Source organism: Klebsiella ornithinolytica, from assembly GCF_030505655.1.
Taxonomy (GTDB): Bacteria; Pseudomonadota; Gammaproteobacteria; order Enterobacterales; family Enterobacteriaceae; genus Klebsiella; species Klebsiella ornithinolytica.
Genome location: NZ_CP130153.1, coordinates 2,380,849 through 2,398,039, shown reverse-complemented (window position 1 = coordinate 2,398,039; position 17,191 = coordinate 2,380,849). Strand labels below are relative to the sequence as shown.

General features: G+C 55.7%; 19 protein-coding genes. 10 read left to right on the top strand and 9 right to left on the bottom strand.

What is annotated here, in order from left to right:
• Window positions 1-163 precede the first annotated feature (163 nt).
• Together dtpA and gstA are read left to right on the top strand one after the other, a co-directional pair.
• Window positions 164-1,669 carry a dipeptide/tripeptide permease DtpA gene (gene dtpA, locus Q1L34_RS11215; protein ID WP_015584203.1) on the top strand — a complete coding sequence of 502 codons (1,506 nt, stop codon included), beginning with the start codon at window positions 164-166 and terminating at the stop codon, window positions 1,667-1,669.
• Window positions 1,670-1,774: 105 nt separating this feature from the next.
• Entirely contained in the window at window positions 1,775-2,377 is a 603-nt protein-coding gene (gstA, locus tag Q1L34_RS11210; RefSeq protein WP_015584202.1) for a glutathione transferase GstA, read from the top strand.
• A 46-nt stretch (window positions 2,378-2,423) separates the two neighbouring features.
• Here the strand turns inward: gstA and pdxY are convergent, their stop codons facing one another.
• The 5 genes from pdxY to anmK all read right to left on the bottom strand — a co-directional run bounded on the left by pdxY (window position 2,424) and on the right by anmK (window position 7,116).
• Complete coding sequence (pdxY, locus tag Q1L34_RS11205; protein ID WP_044349041.1) at window positions 2,424-3,284, bottom strand: pyridoxal kinase PdxY; 861 nt, start codon at window positions 3,282-3,284, stop codon at window positions 2,424-2,426.
• A gap of 61 nt (window positions 3,285-3,345) precedes the next feature.
• Window positions 3,346-4,620: a tyrosine--tRNA ligase gene (gene tyrS, locus Q1L34_RS11200; RefSeq protein ID WP_004862674.1), complete on the bottom strand. Its 1,275-nt coding sequence runs from the start codon at window positions 4,618-4,620 to the stop codon at window positions 3,346-3,348.
• A 241-nt stretch (window positions 4,621-4,861) separates the two neighbouring features.
• Window positions 4,862-5,518 (bottom strand): pyridoxamine 5'-phosphate oxidase, encoded by a 657-nt coding sequence (gene pdxH, locus Q1L34_RS11195; protein ID WP_015584201.1) that lies wholly within the window; start codon window positions 5,516-5,518, stop codon window positions 4,862-4,864.
• Between the two features lie 57 nt (window positions 5,519-5,575).
• Window positions 5,576-5,899 (bottom strand): C-type lysozyme inhibitor, encoded by a 324-nt coding sequence (gene mliC / locus Q1L34_RS11190; protein ID WP_015584200.1) that lies wholly within the window; start codon window positions 5,897-5,899, stop codon window positions 5,576-5,578.
• Between the two features lie 92 nt (window positions 5,900-5,991).
• Window positions 5,992-7,116 carry an anhydro-N-acetylmuramic acid kinase gene (anmK, locus tag Q1L34_RS11185; protein ID WP_032687401.1) on the bottom strand — a complete coding sequence of 375 codons (1,125 nt, stop codon included), beginning with the start codon at window positions 7,114-7,116 and terminating at the stop codon, window positions 5,992-5,994.
• Window positions 7,117-7,383: 267 nt separating this feature from the next.
• Here anmK and slyB point away from each other — a divergent pair, with 267 nt between their 5' ends.
• Window positions 7,384-7,851: an outer membrane lipoprotein SlyB gene (gene slyB / locus Q1L34_RS11180; RefSeq protein ID WP_004862684.1), complete on the top strand. Its 468-nt coding sequence runs from the start codon at window positions 7,384-7,386 to the stop codon at window positions 7,849-7,851.
• Window positions 7,852-8,326: 475 nt separating this feature from the next.
• On the opposite strand, the gene slyA is transcribed toward slyB, so the two are convergent.
• Window positions 8,327-8,767, bottom strand: a complete 441-nt coding sequence (gene slyA, locus Q1L34_RS11175) for a transcriptional regulator SlyA (protein ID WP_032687399.1) — start codon at window positions 8,765-8,767, stop codon at window positions 8,327-8,329.
• Window positions 8,768-8,939: 172 nt separating this feature from the next.
• Between slyA and Q1L34_RS11170 the strand changes: the two genes are divergently transcribed.
• Genes Q1L34_RS11170 through Q1L34_RS11160 form a run of 3 tightly spaced genes read left to right on the top strand, consistent with a single transcriptional unit; the run spans window position 8,940 to window position 12,107 of the window.
• A complete protein-coding gene (locus Q1L34_RS11170; RefSeq protein ID WP_004862692.1) occupies window positions 8,940-9,176 on the top strand; it encodes a DUF1656 domain-containing protein in 237 nt (78 codons plus the stop codon).
• Window positions 9,177-9,186: 10 nt separating this feature from the next.
• The gene (locus Q1L34_RS11165) at window positions 9,187-10,083 is read left to right on the top strand and encodes an efflux RND transporter periplasmic adaptor subunit (RefSeq protein ID WP_071359515.1); all 897 of its coding nucleotides are present in this window, start codon (window positions 9,187-9,189) and stop codon (window positions 10,081-10,083) included.
• Window positions 10,083-12,107 (top strand): FUSC family protein, encoded by a 2,025-nt coding sequence (locus Q1L34_RS11160; protein WP_004862698.1) that lies wholly within the window; start codon window positions 10,083-10,085, stop codon window positions 12,105-12,107. The genes Q1L34_RS11165 and Q1L34_RS11160 overlap by 1 nt, the downstream gene beginning before the upstream one ends.
• Here Q1L34_RS11160 and sodC read toward each other — a convergent pair.
• The 3 genes from sodC to Q1L34_RS11145 form a co-directional block, all read right to left on the bottom strand.
• Window positions 12,100-12,621, bottom strand: a complete 522-nt coding sequence (sodC, locus tag Q1L34_RS11155) for a superoxide dismutase [Cu-Zn] SodC (RefSeq protein WP_327204507.1) — start codon at window positions 12,619-12,621, stop codon at window positions 12,100-12,102. The two genes, Q1L34_RS11160 and sodC, sit on opposite strands and share 8 nt — an antisense overlap.
• Window positions 12,622-12,692: 71 nt before the next feature.
• Window positions 12,693-13,589 carry an aldo/keto reductase gene (locus tag Q1L34_RS11150; RefSeq protein ID WP_004862703.1) on the bottom strand — a complete coding sequence of 299 codons (897 nt, stop codon included), beginning with the start codon at window positions 13,587-13,589 and terminating at the stop codon, window positions 12,693-12,695.
• A 48-nt stretch (window positions 13,590-13,637) separates the two neighbouring features.
• Complete coding sequence (locus tag Q1L34_RS11145; protein WP_004862706.1) at window positions 13,638-13,877, bottom strand: DUF1289 domain-containing protein; 240 nt, start codon at window positions 13,875-13,877, stop codon at window positions 13,638-13,640.
• Window positions 13,878-14,015: 138 nt separating this feature from the next.
• Between Q1L34_RS11145 and Q1L34_RS11140 the strand changes: the two genes are divergently transcribed.
• From Q1L34_RS11140 to rnt, 4 genes are all read left to right on the top strand, one after another.
• Window positions 14,016-14,615, top strand: a complete 600-nt coding sequence (locus Q1L34_RS11140) for a TetR/AcrR family transcriptional regulator (RefSeq protein WP_004862709.1) — start codon at window positions 14,016-14,018, stop codon at window positions 14,613-14,615.
• Between the two features lie 53 nt (window positions 14,616-14,668).
• Complete coding sequence (locus Q1L34_RS11135; RefSeq protein ID WP_004862710.1) at window positions 14,669-15,766, top strand: alkene reductase; 1,098 nt, start codon at window positions 14,669-14,671, stop codon at window positions 15,764-15,766.
• A gap of 247 nt (window positions 15,767-16,013) precedes the next feature.
• Window positions 16,014-16,421, top strand: a complete 408-nt coding sequence (gene gloA / locus Q1L34_RS11130; RefSeq protein ID WP_004862713.1) for a lactoylglutathione lyase — start codon at window positions 16,014-16,016, stop codon at window positions 16,419-16,421.
• Between the two features lie 106 nt (window positions 16,422-16,527).
• Window positions 16,528-17,175, top strand: a complete 648-nt coding sequence (gene rnt / locus Q1L34_RS11125; protein WP_004862716.1) for a ribonuclease T — start codon at window positions 16,528-16,530, stop codon at window positions 17,173-17,175.
• The last annotated feature ends 16 nt before the right edge of the window (window positions 17,176-17,191 follow it).

The window sequence follows — 17,191 nt, the reverse complement described above, 5'->3', positions numbered from 1 at the left end:
TTAAGATATATGTAACAGAGTATTACAAAACGCTTGCCTGAACGGCCAGGATAGTGAACATTACTTCCCGTTTTCCCTCCAGAATAACTATAAAGGCGGCGGTCTTATCAGATTGCGCCCCGAACACCCCCCGTTAATATGGGATGTAAAAAAAGAGGTATATGTGTCAACTGCAAACAATAAACCAGCAGAAAGCGTGAGTCTGAACGCTTTCAAACAACCGAAATCGTTCTATCTGATCTTCTCGATCGAATTATGGGAGCGTTTTGGTTATTACGGCCTGCAAGGGATCATGGCCGTTTACCTGGTCAAACAGCTGGGTATGTCAGAAGCGGATTCTATTACTCTCTTCTCCTCCTTCAGTGCGCTGGTTTATGGCCTCGTGGCTATCGGCGGCTGGCTGGGCGATAAAGTGCTCGGTACTAAGCGCGTGATTATGCTGGGGACTATCGTCCTCGCTATCGGCTACGCCCTGGTGGCGTATTCCGGACATGACGCGGCTATCGTTTATATGGGTATGGCGACCATCGCCGTCGGTAACGGCCTGTTTAAGGCTAACCCGTCTTCCCTGCTCTCGACCTGCTATGAGAAAGATGACCCGCGTCTTGATGGCGCATTTACGATGTACTACATGTCCATCAACATCGGTTCCTTCTTCTCGATGCTGGCTACCCCGTGGCTGGCGGCGAAATTCGGCTGGAGCATCGCCTTCTCTCTGAGCTTCGTCGGGATGCTGATTACCCTGGTGAACTTCATGTTCTGCAAAAAATGGGTAAAAAACTACGGTTCGAAGCCTGACTTTGCCCCGGTACACTTCGGTAAACTGCTGGCGACCATCGTCGGCGTGGTCGTGCTGGTGGTGATTGCGACCTGGCTGCTGCACAACCAGGGCATTGCCCGCATGGTGCTTGGCGTGGTGGCTCTGGGTATCGTGATTATTTTTGCTAAAGAAGCGATTGCGATGAAAGGTGCTGCGCGTCGTAAGATGATTGTGGCCTTCATTCTGATGGTTCAGGCGATCGTCTTCTTCGTCCTCTACAGCCAGATGCCGACGTCACTGAACTTCTTTGCTATCCGCAACGTTGAGCACGCCATTCTGGGCATTAGCTTCCAGCCTGAACAGTTCCAGGCGCTGAACCCGTTCTGGATTATGATCGGCAGCCCGATTCTGGCCGCTATCTATAACAAGATGGGCGACCGTCTGCCGATGCCGCACAAATTTGCGATTGGCATGGTGCTCTGCTCGCTGGCCTTCCTCGTCCTGCCGCTGGGCGCCAAATTTGCAACCGACGCCGGTATCGTCTCCGTTAACTGGCTGATTCTGAGCTACGCGCTGCAGAGTATCGGTGAGCTGATGATTTCCGGTCTGGGTCTGGCGATGGTGGCACAGCTGGTACCACAGCGCCTGATGGGCTTTATCATGGGCAGCTGGTTCCTGACTACCGCAGGTGCCGCTATCATCGCCGGTAAAGTCGCCAACCTGATGGCGGTACCGGAGAACGTGACCGACCCGCTGCAGTCTCTTGCCGTCTATGGCCATGTCTTCCTGCAGATTGGTATTGCTACCGCAGTTATCGCCGTGCTGATGTTTGCTATCGCGCCGAAACTGAACCGCATGACCCAGGATGACGACTCACTGAGCAAAGCTCGCGATACGGCAACCGCTTAAGCGCTTCGGGAAAACCAATAAATTTAGGCCGCTAACGTTTTGTTAGCGGCTTTTTTTTTACCCCTGGGCTAACATACAGAAAACTGCAGCCACGAGGAGTTACTGATGAAACTGTTCTACAAACCCGGCGCCTGTTCCCTTGCATCACATATCGCCCTGCGCGAAAGCGGACTGGACTTCACCTTACAAGGCGTCGACCTGCAGAAGAAGCGCCTGGAAAACGGGGAGGATTATCTGCGGATCAACCCGAAGGGACAGGTTCCGGCGCTGCTACTTGACGACGAGATCCTGCTTACAGAAGGCGTCGCCATCATGCAATACATTGCCGATCGGGTGCCGGATCGCCAGCTGCTGGCGCCGGTGGGCACCATTGCGCGCTATCAGACACTGGAGTGGCTAAACTACGTCGCGACGGAGCTGCATAAAGGCTTTACGCCGCTATTCCGCCCGGACACGCCGGAAGATTACAAACCGATCGCGCGCGCTCAGCTGGAGAAGAAGCTGCATTACATTGATGAGTCGCTGAAGGAGAAGCAGTGGCTGAGCGGGCATCGTTTCACCATCGCTGATGGCTACCTGTTTACCGTACTGCGCTGGGCGTGGGCCGTGAAGCTGGATATGACCGGTTACAGCAATATCGAGGCCTGGATGAAACACGTGGCCGCTCGTCCATCGGTAGCCGCGGCGCTGGCGGCGGAAGGAGTTTAATCCCCTGACATCCTCTGCCCGGCTGCGAGGCCGGGCAGTTCTTCGGTTACAGCTGCGTGGCGCTGAAGTAGTGCTCCGGCTGGGCAATACGATCCTGGGCGGCCACCACCTGCAGCTCGTACTCCTGCATATTTTTCGTGGCCAGCATAATTTCATACACCGCGGCGGTCACATGTTCCAGCGCATCGCGAAGCCGGGCCCCCTGCAGCAGTTTAACCAGCAGCAGTCCGCTGGTAACATCGCCGACGCCAACCGGCTGACGCAGACCAAAGTCCACCAGCGGGCGACTGATATGCCAGGCTTCATCAGCCGTCACCAGCAGCATTTCGAACCGGTCCATACTCAGCCCGGCGCGGGCAAGATGCTTAACCAGCACAATCTGCGGGCCCTGCGCAATCAGCTCGCGCGCGGCTAAGACGGCTTGCGCAACGTTCGCCACCGGATGACCGCAGAGGATTTCCAGCTCAATCAGGTTGGGGGCAATGATGTCGCTCGCCGGCAGCGCATGGCGGACGTGAAACTCCGCCACGCCGGGTGCGACGATGCAGCCTTTTTCAGGGTGTCCCATCACCGGGTCGCAGAAATATTTCGCCGCCGGATTGGCCGCTTTGACCTGACGCACGATACCGAGAATATGCTCTCCCTGTTCGGCGGAGCCCAGATAGCCACTCAGTACCGCATCACAGCGCTGCAGCTGATTAATATCAGCAATCCCCTGAACGATCTCGGTCAGATGCGCAGGCGGCATCACGCAACCGGTCCATTTCCCGTACTGCGTATGGTTGGAGAACTGAACGGTGTTAAGGGGCCAGACGTTTGCGCCAAGGCGGCGCATCGGAAACTCTGCGGCACTGTTGCCGGCGTGACCAAATACAACGTGGGACTGGATGGCGAGGATGTTCTTCATCTTGGATACCTGACAGCAAAAAATAAGGGGCGTGGTTTCCCACGCCCCTGCCTTTACGCAATTACTTCCAGCAGACCAGACAGTAATTTTTCTTACCGCGACGCAGTAAGGTGTAGCGACCAAACAGACGATCGCCGTCATTAAATACATATTCCGGGTCAGACTGTTTTTCACCGTTGATGGTGACGGCGTTGGAGGCGATTGTCTTACGCGCCTGGCCACGCGATGGCTGCAGCTCAGAATCCACCAGCGCCTGCATCAGGTCGGCGTCTTTTTCCAGTTCAATCATCGGCACGCCATCCTGCGCCAGCTGTTCGAAGTCGGCTTCGCTCAGGTCGCTCAGATTGCCGTTAAACAGGCTTTCGGTAATGCGTTTTGCCGCCACCAGCCCTTCTTCACCATGTACCAGACGAGTGACCTGTTCGGCCAGCACGTACTGCGCGCGCGGGGCCTTACCGCTGTTTTTATCTTCCTCTTCCAGCGCATTGATCTCGGCAATGTCCATAAAGGTGAAGAACTTCAGGAAGCGATAAACGTCAGCATCCGCGGTGTTGATCCAGAACTGGTAGAATTTGTACGGGCTGGTCTTTTTCGGATCCAGCCATACCGCGCCGCCTTCGGTCTTACCAAATTTGGTGCCATCGGCTTTGGTGATCAGCGGAACGGTCAGACCAAACACCTGGTTCTGGTGCAGACGACGGGTCAGGTCGATGCCGGAGGTGATATTGCCCCACTGATCGGAACCGCCAATCTGCAGCGCCACGCCATGCAGCTTGTTCAGACACGCGAAGTCGTAACCCTGCAGCAGGTTATAGGAGAACTCGGTAAATGAGATGCCCTGATCGTCGCGGTTCAGACGCTGCTTAACCGCTTCTTTGTTGATCATCTGGTTTACGGAGAAGTGCTTGCCGATATCACGCAGGAAGGTCAGCACGTTCATGCTGCCAAACCAGTCGTAGTTATTCGCGGCAATGGCCGAGTTGTCACCGCAATCAAAGTCGAGGAACGGCGCGACCTGTTTGCGAATTTTATCGACCCACTCCTGCACGGTATCTTCGGTGTTCAGTTTACGCTCGGCGGCTTTAAAGCTCGGGTCACCAATCAGACCGGTTGCTCCCCCCACCAGCGCCACAGGCTTATGGCCTGCCTGCTGAAAGCGTTTCAGGCATAACAATGGAACAAGATGCCCCAAATGCAAGCTGTCAGCGGTTGGATCGAAGCCGCAATAGAGCGCGATCGGGCCTTGCGCCAGTCGCTCTGCTAACGCTTCCTCGTCCGTCACCTGGGCTACCAGCCCCCGCTCTTGCAATTGTTTAATCAAGTTACTGCTTGCCATCAAATTCTCCATGTATAAACGACTGCACCTTTGCCGGTACACGACTTTTCGCCAGACGCGAAAAAAAACATCTATGCAAAATCATTCAAGCTGCCTCAAGGCGGCAAGTACGGAGACTTACGCAAGCAAACGACCGGAATAAGCCGGCACAGCCAACAAAGACGCAGCTTGAAAAATGAAGTCTATAGAATAAAGCGCCAGCCCATCCAGCACCAGCGCTTAACACAACAAATTTCAGGGATTACGGGGCCAGACGATCGATTTTCCATGCGCTGTTGTCGCGCTGGTATAAAAAACGATCGTGCAGACGGTGTTCACCGCCCTGCCAGAACTCCATCTGCTCAATATTCACGCGGAATCCGCCCCAGAAGCTCGGCAGCGGTACTTCGCCTTGCTGGAATTTCTGTTTCAGCTCCAGGAACTTACTTTCCAGGATGCCGCGGGCTGAGATGCGGGTTGACTGTTGCGAGACCCACGCGCCGATCTGGCTGTCGCGCGGGCGGCTGTGGAAATACTTCACCACTTCCAGCGTTGACAGGCGCTCCGCCTTGCCAGTCACCATCACCTGACGCTCCAGCATGTGCCACGGAAAAAGCAGACTCACGCGAGGATTGTTTTCGATCTGGTGGGCTTTGCGGCTTCCGAGGTTGGTATAAAACACCAGCCCTTTTTCGTCATAGTGCTTGAGCAGAACAATTCGCTGGTAAGGTTGACCGTTTTCGTCAACGGTCGCGACGACCATTGCCGTCGGGTCGGCCAGCCGGGCGTCGCAGGCTTGCCTGAGCCAACGCTCAAATAAAGTCAGCGGTTCAGCGGGAAGATCGCGGCGGCGAAGGCCGCCACGGGTATACTCTCGGCGCAGATGCGCGATTTGCTGCAATTCGTCGTTATCAGACATGGCAATTGAGAAAATAGTCATCGGGTGGCGTCATTGTGCGCCCCCGGGGCGGAAATCTCAACGTTTGGGCGTCTGCAGCTGACAGTTTTCCAGCACAACGCGATCGCGCTTGTAAACGGTGGCGCTGTCGCCTTTCGACCAGAAGACATACACGCCGTCGGTGTAACGCGCCCCTGATGCCGAAAGCCCCTGCGCCAGATTCAACTGCTGGTTGTCATAGATAAAGCTGGCAATCTGACGGGTATTGTTGATGTGCACGGTCAGCGGTTTCTGATCGCACTGATACTCCAGGGTATCCGTCTGCATCCGCTCCACAAACTGGTTATAGTAGCTACAGCCTGCGAGCATAAAGGGTACTACCGCGATAAGGATTTTTTTCATTCGTTTGCCTTCGACTTTCCCGGTCCAGGAGGGCAAATCGCCCCCCGTTAACTTCATCCAGTTTACCGGTTAATAAAAAATAGGTGTTTCAGTTAACTCTGATTCTGCGGTCGGTTTGCGGGGAAGATGGCCCCGAGCACAGTGGCTTCACAAGCGCCGGTGACCGACGGGAGATTACCGGGGAGGCCGGACATCGTCCGCCATGCCAGCCAGGCAAACGCCAGCGCTTCCATATCATCGCCGCTGATGCCAGCCGCATCGGTTGTGGAGACCTCCGTTCCCGGCAGCAGCGCTGCCAGCCGCGCCATCAGCAGCGGATTACGCGCGCCGCCGCCGCACACCAGCAGACGTTCACAGCCGCCGCTCAGCAGCACCTGTTCCGCGATGGTCACCGCCGTCAGTTCTGCCAGCGTCGCCTGCACATCCTGCGGACGCAGCCCCTGGAAACGAGCCAGATGGCGCTCCAGCCAGCCGTAGTTGAAATATTCACGTCCGGTGCTTTTCGGCGCCGGGAGCGCAAACCACGGGTCGCTGAGCATATTTTGTAGCAGCGGTAGCAGCACCTTGCCTTCGCTGGCCCACTGCGCGTCTTTATCGTAGGGTTTGCCACACTGACGCCAGATCCACGCATCCATCAGCATATTACCCGGCCCGGTGTCATAGCCGCGGACCGGCACGCCCGGTGCCAACAGCGACAGGTTGGCAATCCCGCCGATATTGAGCACCATCCGCCGTTCTACGGGATGCGCCAACAGCGCATGGTGGAAAGCAGGAACCAGCGGTGCTCCCTGACCGCCTAGCGCCATATCACGACGCCGAAAATCCCCTACCACCGTCACGCCGGTATGGGCCGCTATCTGGTTGTTATCCCCGATTTGCAGCGTATTCGGCGCTTCGCCAGTGGGTTCATGCCATACCGTTTGCCCATGACAACCGATAGCGACAATATCCGTCGGCTGCACATTCTCCTGACGCATAAGGGCCAGCACGGCATCGGCAAATAAGCGCCCCAGACGCGTATCCAGCTGACCGAGCTGGGATAACGTCAGCGTTTGTCCCTGGCAGATAGCCAGAATATCCTCTTTTATTGCCACCGGAATGGGGTACGACAGACTGGCCTGCTGCGCCACTACGCTTTCGTTGATTGCCGCCAGAACCACATCAATGCCATCAAGGCTGGTTCCGGACATTACGCCGATAAAGTGACCTGATTTCATACGTCTTCCTTCATTCCATGACTCTCGTATACCTCACACTCCATCATAAAGAAGAGGGCAATGCTACGGCGCACTAACGTTTATTAACACTAAAGCGCGAAAGATTGCGCATTACGTAAAGAACTTATGTTTATGTTAAGTTGAAGAGGAACGGATTATTATTTTTTGTATAGTCCATGCCGGAGGTATGCCAGCCGACGATGAAATGCCATATAATTGAACGCATGGACGTTCAACAGAACACTATTCGGTGAAGGAGATTCATAAATGATTTTACGTGTTTTGGCTGTCTCGATGATTGGTTTATCGCTTGCAGGTTGCGTGAGCAGCAGCGGCCTCTCCGGAGACGTTTACTCCGCATCGGAAGCCAAACAGGTGCAAAGCGTCACCTACGGGACCATTGTTCATACCCGTGCAGTTCAGATCCAGAGCGGTGATGACAGCAATGCTATCGGTGCTATCGGTGGTGCGGTACTGGGGGGGTTCCTCGGTAATACCATCGGCGGCGGTACTGGCCGCTCTCTGGCAACCGCAGCAGGTGCAGTCGCCGGCGGCGTAGCCGGCCAGGGCGTACAGGGCGCAATGAACAAAACTCAGGGCGTTGAGCTGGAAATCCGTAAGGATGACGGCAATACCATCCTGGTCGTGCAGAAACAGGGTACCACGCCGTTCTCTGTCGGTCAGCGCGTGGCGATTGCCGGCAGCGGCAGCCAGGTTACCGTTTCCCCACGTTAAGTTTGAACCTCTCAGTGCGGTCTTTATGGCCGCCCTGCTTTTCCCTGTTGTTAATATCAAAACCTTGTCCGCCAGCATCTGAAAACTGCAACTCAGCAGCGCCGTGGTTAACGATAAAAATAGCGTACTCAGGCAACCTCATCTTCCCGCTCACCGTTAACGAATAACGGCTTCGTCATATTGTCCTGTCACACCTATTGCGCTGCCCTAAAAGATGGAAATTATTGTCAACGGCAATGCGTATTATTCTTCCGTCCGGCGTGCAGAAATTCAGCGCTGTTTTGATGGAGGAGATACGTTGATTCCGGGCCTTATTATGAAGACTGACGGTGGCAGAAGGGTTCCGTCTGGCGATAAACCAGCCGATGCCGCCCTGTATCAGGCGAGGAACGGCGAGGTTATCAGGTGGCTAACTGATGCAGCGCATAACCGGAGATAAAAAAAAGGGCCTTGAATGCTCAGGGCCCTGAATAAATTAATCTTTTGCCTGAAGATCGAGGATATTTTGTTCCAGTTTACGGATTAAATTGAGCAGCGTAGCGACCTCTTCTGCCGACACACCAGACAGAATCTCATCTCGCGTCTTGCCGATCACTTCTTCCATTTCGTTGATCAGCGGCTCGGCTTTTTCCGTTAACCTGATTCGTTTCGCGCGCCGGTCGTTTGCACAAGTCTGGCGAGAAATAAGCCCTTTCTCTTCCAGCTGATCCAGCGTACGCACCAGTGAGGGTTGCTCGATACCAATAGCTTTCGCCAGTTGAATCTGCGACTGCTCAGGAGGCAGCTGATGAATATTGTGCAACGTGACCCAATGGGTCTGCGTTAACTCCAGAGGTTTCAGGCGATGGTCGATCAGCGCGCGCCAGACGCGCACTAAACGTGCCAGATCAGAACCCAGTGGCGATTCCAATTTCATCTCCTTATAATTAGCTTGCTAAGTTATTATACTGATTTTAGAATAGTGTGCAGCATTTGAATAATCAAAACAAATGAATTACCTGATACACCAAATTCAAAACAATGATTTACAATGTGTAATAGTAGCATGCTCTGAACATTCTCCCTGCAATGGCAAAGGATTTTTGCTTGTGAAACTGAGTCTTAACACTTCCGGATTGGCGCTCCAGGACCTGGTATTCGGTGCGTCAATTTACTTTCCCCCCTTGTTTAAAGCCGTATTGCTGGGATTTTTTATCTGGCTGGTTATTCACCGCCAGCTGCGAGACTGGATGTATGCCGGCGATATCTGGCATCCCTTGCTGATGGATCTGTCCCTGTTTGCACTCTCTGTGTGTCTGGCTCTGGTTTTACTGACTGCCTGGTAATGTTCACGACATGAAAAAACTCAAATACCTCTCGACCTTATTGGTCGCCGCACTCGCCATCATTGCCGCCTGGCTGGTCTGGAACTATTACACGCAATCGCCGTGGACCCGGGATGGCAAAGTCCGCGCCGAACAGGTCAGCATTACGCCGCAGGTCTCTGGCAGCATCCTCCAGCTGAACGTGCGCGATAACCAGCTGGTCAAAGCCGGCGACGTTCTGTTCAGGATCGATGACACCCCCTATCGTATTGCCGCTCTCAACGCCGAAGCGCAGCTCGCGAAAGCGCAAGCGGAAATGGCTAAAGCCAAAGCGGAGCAAACGAAAGCGGCCAGTGATGCCCGTCGTCGTCGTCATCTTTCGCAAGAGGCCATCTCCGCCGAAGATCTGGAAAGCGCCAATACCACGCTGGACACCGCCACCACCAACCTTGAGGCCGCCAAAGCGGTGGTCGGCGTGGCGCAGGCCAGTCTGGAGCACGCGCAATGGCAGCTTGGCCAGACGGCCGTGAAATCGCCGGTAGATGGCTGGGTGACAAACTTAACGACCCGCGTGGGCGACTACGCCTCGGCAGGCCACCCGGTTTTCGCCCTTGTCGATAGCAATTCGTTTTATGTCATTGGTTATTTTGAAGAAACTAAGCTGCGCCATATTCGCTCTGGCGATAATGCGCAGATAGTGTTGTACAGCAGTAAACAAACGTTACAGGGTCACGTATCCAGTATCGGTCGCGCCATCGTCGACCAAAGCGTCGAAGGCGGGAACAGCCTGGTTGCCAATATTAAACCGAATATCCCGTGGGTTCGTCTGGCCCAGCGCGTACCGGTGCGCATCGAACTCAACAGTTTGCCTGCGGATACGACGCTGGTTTCCGGGACCACCTGCACCGTCTCAATTGGCGAACCCTGATGAAACTGCAGGTCCCGTCATGGCGTGCTCTTCCCTGGGTTAAAGCCAGCCGTCCGCAATGGCGCTATGCCCTGCGTAACGGCATTGCGATGTGTCTCGCGCTGAGTATTGCCTACTGGCTGGATCTTGATGAGCCTTACTGGGCGATGACCTCTGCCGCCGTCGTCAGCTTCCCGACGGTGGGTGGCGTGATCAGTAAGAGCTTCGGGCGTATTGCCGGAAGCCTGCTCGGCGCCTGCGCCGCGCTACTGCTCGCCGGACATACGCTAAACGACCCCTGGCTATTTTTATTCAGCATTTCGGCGTGGATTGCGCTCTGCACCTGGGCCTGCGCGATGTATACCAACAACGTAGCCTACGCCTTCCAGCTCGCCGGCTATACCTGCGCCATTATCGCCTTTCCGGTTATCAACATTACCGACGCCAACGAGCTGTGGACTATCGCGCAGTCGCGAGTGTGCGAGGTTATCGTCGGTATCCTGTGCGGCGGGCTGATGATGATGATCATGCCCAGTACCTCGGATGGCACTGCGCTGCTGACGGCATTGAAAAATATGCATGCTCGTCTGCTTGAGCACGCCAGTCTGCTGTGGGTGCCGGAAACCACCGATGCCATTCGTACCGCCCACGAAAGCGTGATCGGGCAAATCCTGACCATGAACCTGCTGCGAATTCAGGCCTTCTGGAGTCATTACCGTTTTCGCCGTCAGAATCCGCTGCTGAACTATTTACTCCACCAGCAGCTGCGGCTGACCAGCGTAATCTCCAGCCTGCGCCGGATGTTAGTGAACTGGCCGGCCGCGCCGGCGCAGACCCGCGAAGTGCTGGAAACGCTGCTTACCGCGCTGGCTAATCCACGGGCCGATTTTTACGCTGTCGCACGGATAATCGCCCCGCTGGCGCCTCCCGCCGATGCCGACTATCGCCATCTCGCGTTCTGGAAGCGCCTGCGCTATTTCTGCCGCCTGTATCTGGACAGCAGTCGCTGGCTCCGCCGCGTGGAAAACGCCTCGGTAATCGCCGAATTTAATGTTCCTTCCGCCCCGGCGTTAGCGCGTCATACCGATCAGGCCGAAGCGTTGTGGAACGGTATCAGAACCTTCTGTGCGCTGGTTGCGGTGGGTGCCTGGGGTATCAGCACCCAATGGCAGTCCTGCGCCGCCGCGCTCACCCTGGCGGCGATTTGCTGCGTGCTTTATTCAGTCTCACCTTCGCCGTTCAAATCGCTGAGCCTGCTGATGCGTACGCTGATATTGCTGTCGCTATTCAGCTTCGGGGTGAAGTTCGGTCTGATGGTGCAGATAACCGACCTGTGGCAGTTCCTGCTGTTCCTTTTCCCGCTGCTCACCACCATGCAACTGCTCAAACTGCAGATGCCAAAGCTGGCGGGTCTCTGGGGACAATTGATTGTGTTCATGGGGTCGTTTATTTCGGTGACCAACCCGCCGGTCTACGACTTTGCCTCGTTTCTCAACGACAATCTTGGAAAAATCATTGGCGTTGGCTTTGCCTGGCTTGCTTTTGCGGTGATCAGTCCCGGTTCCGATGCGCGCAAGAGCCGCCGGCACATAAAGGCGTTACGCCGTCACTTTGTCGACCAGCTGAGCCGCCGCCCTCAGCATAGCGAGCACGAGTTTGAATCGCTGGTCTACCATCACATCAGTCAGTTAAGTAACAGCCAGGATGCTCTCGCGCGCCGCTGGCTGCTGCGCTGGGGCGTGGTGCTGCTTAACTGTTCGCACGTGGTCTGGCAGCTTCGCGAGTGGGAAACCCGCTCTGACCCGCTCTCGCAGGTGCGGGATTTATGCATCAGTCTGCTCCGGGATGTCATGAGCGAGCGCGGCGTCCAGCAGCGTCCTCTGGCCTCAACCTTGCAGGAGCTACAGCGAATTTGCGATACCCTGAACCACCATCACCAGCCAGCGGCAAAAGAGCTGGCCGCCGTGATCTGGCGGCTGTATTGCGCCCTGTCTCAACTTGAGCAGGCACCTGAGGTCGGGACGATAACCGAAAGAGCTACTTAATCACCCCGCAGGCAAAACGTTCGCCGCCTCCGCCAAGGGGCTGCGGACTGTCGGACATATTGTCGCCACCAATGTGGACCATCAGGGCTTTTCCCCGTACCTCATCCAGCGTTTTAAGCCGCGGCGCCACCACCGGCCGGGTGGCTTTCCCGTCGCTGTTGACTACCAGTACCGGCAGGTCGCCCAGATGCCCGCGCCCCTCGGACCCCTCATGTTTCCCGGTCTGTTGCGGGTCGTAATGTCCGCCGGCGGCACCGGCAGCGACGGCCTTACCCTCTTTTATCGCCGGCTGGCAGCTACCGTTAGCATGAATGTGAAAACCATGTCGACCCGGCGGTAGCGCTTTGAGATCTGGGGTAAATTCCAGCCCCTTTGCGGTCTCGCTGATTTTAACGCTGCCAATGGCCTGGCCCACGCTTTGGCGGGTAACAAGATTGAGATCCACGTTTTCGCTGGCCGCCTGCGCGCCCGCTGAGATCGCTAAAGTCAATATGGCGAGGATACATCGTTGCATAACACCTCCAGAATGGCTCTGTCCCTGATAAGGGTAAACCAGAGACGGCCATTGCGGAGGCGGTGGGAGGATTATGGTACGTCGTAGCCCAACGCGGCTTTGCGGATGCGGAACCACTGCTGACGAGACATATTTAGTTTTTCGGCCACCACGGCAGAGCGCACACGCTCAATTTTACCGGAGCCGATAATCGGCAACGGCTGCGACGGCAGACGCAGGATCCACGCATAAACCACCTGCTCAATGCTCTCAGCATTCAGCTCCTGAGCCACTTGCGCCAGCTCATCACGCAGCGGCTGGAAGCTTTCATCATTAAACAAGCGCCCGCCGCCGAGACAAGACCAGGCCATTGGCCGGATACGCAGCTGCTGCAGCTGATCCAGCGTACCATCCAGCAGCAGCGGCTGGTGTACCGGGGAGATTTCAACCTGGTTGGTGGCCAGCGTAAACGGCAGACGCGATTGCAGCAGCGTAAACTGCGCCGGCGTAAAGTTGGAGACGCCAAAGTGGCGAACTTTGCCGCTGTGATGCAGTGCGAGAAAGGCCTCCGCCACCTCATCCGCATTCATTAACGGATCCGGGCGGTGAATCAGCAGCAAATCAAGATGGTCGGTCGCCAGATTGCGCAAGGACTGCTCGGCACTTAAGACGATATGATCGCGGTCGGTGATATAGTGACCGATGGTGTTTTCGGCGCGGGCTTTAGTGGCAATCCCACACTTGCTGACGATTTCCATGCGGCTACGCAGATGCGGAGCCTGCTTCAGCGCCTCGCCAAAGGCCGCTTCGCACTGATAATCACCGTAAATATCTGCGTGATCAACCGTAGTCACGCCCAGATCCAGGTGCTGCTCAATAAAGCTGACCCGCTCGTTCACGGACATATTCCAGTCCATCAAACGCCAGTAGCCCATCACAAAACGCGAGAATTCCGGCCCCTGTGGGGCCATAGCAATACGCTGAACCATAACAACGTCCTCAACAAAAAAGTGTGTTGAGTATACGCAATTTTGCCATTAAAACAGTGAAGGCTGCTGTGGTTCTTCCTCGGCCTGCGGTTTATTCGCGCGTAATTTGCGCAACAGACGCTGCCGGCACAGGCGCAGCACGTCTTGCTTCTGGACATCACTCATTGTTTGCCAGTGAAAACGCTCTTCGCGACTACGAAAGCAACCGCGACAAAATCCACGTTCGTCCGACTGACAAATTCCCCGGCATGGACTCTGTACCGGGAAAAACTCCAGCTGCTCTGCCACTCCACGCCTCCGGCGACTTCTCTGTGTCTTTTATTGAAGACGTTTCAACTCTGCTTCGCAACTTTTGTTGTTCAGCCTCTGCCCCAGGCGACATTTTTTTGCTTGCATTAGACCAATCGGTCTATTACAGTGAGCGCCATGAACAAACATTGTGAATACGATACCCGCGAACATATTCTGCTGACCGGTGAACAGCTGTGCATGCACCGCGGTTTTACCGGAATGGGCCTGAGCGAGCTGCTGAAAATAGCGGAAGTGCCGAAAGGCTCTTTCTACCACTATTTTCGCTCTAAAGAAGCTTACGGCGTCGCGCTGCTTGAATATCACTATGCTGGCTATATCCGCCGCCTGGTTGACCATTTTGCTCACGGCGAAGGAACCTATCGCGACCGCCTGCTGGCTTATTACCAGCACACCCTGACGCAGTTTTGCCAGCAGGGTATTATCAGCGGTTGCCTGACGGTCAAGCTCTCCGCTGAAGTGTGCGATTTGTCTGAATCCATGCGTGAAGAGATGAACAAAGGCGCCAGCCAGATTATTACTTTACTGGGCGAAGCGCTGGAAAAGGGTCGCCAGGAAGGGAGCCTGACATTTGACGGCGATGCCTTTACCCTCTCCCAGGTGCTTTACTCCCTGTGGCTGGGAGCCAATTTGCAGGCCAAGATTACCCGCAGCGCAATGCCGCTGGAAAGCGCCCTTGCCCATGCCAAACAGATTATTGCAGCGCCTGGCGTTTAACAGGCGTTTTTATTTAACGAATTACAAGACGACCGGTCTACTCAGGAGTCATTATGTCCGAATCAAAACTGTTTTCTCCACTGAAAGTCGGTGCAATAACTGTACCTAACCGCGTATTTATGGCTCCGCTGACGCGTCTGCGCAGTATCGAACCCGGCGATATCCCGACGCCGTTAATGGCAGAGTACTATCGTCAACGTGCCAGCTCCGGACTGATCATCTCCGAAGCCACGCAGATTTCCGCCCAGGCGAAAGGCTACGCCGGCGCGCCTGGTCTGCACAGCCCGGAACAGATCGCGGCATGGCAGAAAATTACCGCCGGGGTTCACGCTGAACATGGCCGTATCGCCGTGCAGCTGTGGCATACCGGTCGTATTTCCCACAACTCCCTGCAGCCCGGCGGCGAAGCGCCGGTTGCGCCTTCTGCTATCAGCGCGGGCACCCGAACCTCCCTGCGCGATGAGCATGGCCACGCTATTCGCGTCGACACCTCCATGCCGCGTGCGCTGGAGCTCGATGAAATCCCGGGGATCGTCGATGATTTCCGCCAGGCGGTCGGCAATGCCCGCGATGCCGGCTTTGACCTTGTAGAGCTGCACTCTGCGCATGGCTACCTGCTACATCAGTTCCTGTCTCCTTCTTCCAACCACCGTACCGATCAATACGGCGGCAGCGTTGAAAACCGCGCGCGTCTGGTACTGGAAGTTGTCGATGCCGTCAGCAAAGAGTGGAGCGCCGATCGTATCGGGATCCGCGTGTCGCCAATTGGCAGTTTCCAGAATGTCGATAATGGCCCGAACGAAGAAGCCGATGCGCTGTATCTGATTGAAGAACTCGCCAAACGCGGCATTGCCTATCTGCACATGTCCGAGCCGGACTGGGCCGGCGGCCAGCCGTACAGCGACGCATTCCGCCAAAAAGTGCGCGATCGCTTCCCGGGGGCGATTATCGGCGCCGGCGCCTATACGGTAGAAAAAGCCAACGATCTGATCGGCAAAGGCTTAATTGATGCGGTCGCCTTCGGTCGTGACTATATTGCCAACCCCGATCTGGTCGCACGTCTGCAGCACAAGGCCGCGCTGAACCCGCAGCGCCCTGAAAGCTTCTACGGCGGCGGTGCGGAAGGCTATACCGACTACCCGACGTTATAATCCAGCCGGGTATGGCGACGTTTAGCCGCTATACTCGTATTCTGTCGCATCTGACTGCACGTCCTGGACGCACTCACGCCGTCCGCGGATGCGATAAGAAAGATCGGCGTAAGGGCCGCCTGAAATGGCGGCCTTTTTACGATATAGTGCTCAGGGGTATGAAACGCCTTGTCCGTTTTGTTACGCTATTCAGACAATTGCACATACGGTCTCTGCTAAGGGGCTGTAAACAAGGAGTATAAAAACTATGCGCTTACTTCACACCATGCTGCGCGTTGGCGACCTGCAACGTTCTATCGAGTTTTACACCAACGTGCTGGGCATGAAGCTGCTGCGCACCAGCGAAAATACCGAGTACAAATACTCGCTGGCCTTCGTCGGCTACGGCGAGGAGAGCGATACGGCGGTTATCGAGCTGACTTACAACTGGGGCGTTGACAAATACGACCTCGGCAGCGCTTACGGTCATATCGCGCTGAGCGTGGATAACGCCGCCGAAGCCTGCGAGCGTATTCGCCAGAACGGCGGCAACGTCACCCGCGAAGCCGGTCCGGTGAAAGGCGGCACCACGGTGATCGCTTTCGTTGAAGATCCGGACGGTTACAAAATCGAGCTGATTGAAGAGAAAGATGCCGGCAAAGGTCTTGGCAACTAACCTGCTCCGGGCGCTTATCGGCGCCCGCTGTTTTTCCCCTTCCTGCTGCAAGGCGCGGCAAAATTTGCCATAATGCGCGCTACTTTTTTCCAGTTAAGAGAATCAGATGTCCGAGAACGTTCAACTTAATGGTCTGTGCGACCGTTTTCGTGGTTTCTACCCCGTGGTAATTGATGTAGAAACCGCCGGGTTTAATGCTAAAACCGACGCCCTGCTTGAGATCGCCGCCATTACGTTGAAAATGGATGAGCAAGGCTGGTTAATGCCGGACGAGACATTGCATTTTCATGTTGAACCTTTCGAAGGCGCCAATCTGCAGCCTGAAGCGCTGGCCTTTAACGGCATCAATCCGAACGACCCCGAGCGCGGCGCGGTGCGCGAATACGACGCCCTGCACGCCATTTTTAAAATGGTCCGCAAGGGCATTAAGGAGCACGATTGTAATCGTGCCATCATGGTGGCGCACAACGCGACCTTCGATCTCACCTTTACGATGGCCGCCGCCGAACGCGCCGGACTCAAACGTAATCCGTTTCACCCGTTCGTGACGTTTGATACCGCGGCGCTGAGTGGACTGGCCCTCGGTCAGACGGTGCTGTCCAAAGCCTGCCTGGCCGCCGGTATGGCGTTTGATGGCACCAAGGCGCACTCTGCGCTGTACGATACCGAGCAGACGGCGCAGCTGTTTTGCGAAATCGTCAACCGCTGGAAACGTCTTGGCGGCTGGCCGTTACCGCTTGCCGGACAAGAGTAAGAGACAAAAAAAAGCG

Coding starts and splice junctions, on each gene's coding strand:
- slyA (WP_032687399.1), bottom strand. CDS start 8,767: ATGAAATTGGAATCGCCACTGGGTTCTGATCTGGCACGTTTAGTGCGC.
- Q1L34_RS11135 (WP_004862710.1), top strand. CDS start 14,669: ATGTCCGAATCAAAACTGTTTTCTCCACTGAAAGTCGGTGCAATAACT.
- sodC (WP_327204507.1), bottom strand. CDS start 12,621: ATGCAACGATGTATCCTCGCCATATTGACTTTAGCGATCTCAGCGGGC.
- gloA (WP_004862713.1), top strand. CDS start 16,014: ATGCGCTTACTTCACACCATGCTGCGCGTTGGCGACCTGCAACGTTCT.
- gstA (WP_015584202.1), top strand. CDS start 1,775: ATGAAACTGTTCTACAAACCCGGCGCCTGTTCCCTTGCATCACATATC.
- Q1L34_RS11165 (WP_071359515.1), top strand. CDS start 9,187: ATGAAAAAACTCAAATACCTCTCGACCTTATTGGTCGCCGCACTCGCC.
- tyrS (WP_004862674.1), bottom strand. CDS start 4,620: ATGGCAAGCAGTAACTTGATTAAACAATTGCAAGAGCGGGGGCTGGTA.
- pdxH (WP_015584201.1), bottom strand. CDS start 5,518: ATGTCTGATAACGACGAATTGCAGCAAATCGCGCATCTGCGCCGAGAG.
- slyB (WP_004862684.1), top strand. CDS start 7,384: ATGATTTTACGTGTTTTGGCTGTCTCGATGATTGGTTTATCGCTTGCA.
- anmK (WP_032687401.1), bottom strand. CDS start 7,116: ATGAAATCAGGTCACTTTATCGGCGTAATGTCCGGAACCAGCCTTGAT.
- Q1L34_RS11140 (WP_004862709.1), top strand. CDS start 14,016: ATGAACAAACATTGTGAATACGATACCCGCGAACATATTCTGCTGACC.
- Q1L34_RS11160 (WP_004862698.1), top strand. CDS start 10,083: ATGAAACTGCAGGTCCCGTCATGGCGTGCTCTTCCCTGGGTTAAAGCC.
- mliC (WP_015584200.1), bottom strand. CDS start 5,899: ATGAAAAAAATCCTTATCGCGGTAGTACCCTTTATGCTCGCAGGCTGT.
- Q1L34_RS11150 (WP_004862703.1), bottom strand. CDS start 13,589: ATGGTTCAGCGTATTGCTATGGCCCCACAGGGGCCGGAATTCTCGCGT.
- pdxY (WP_044349041.1), bottom strand. CDS start 3,284: ATGAAGAACATCCTCGCCATCCAGTCCCACGTTGTATTTGGTCACGCC.
- rnt (WP_004862716.1), top strand. CDS start 16,528: ATGTCCGAGAACGTTCAACTTAATGGTCTGTGCGACCGTTTTCGTGGT.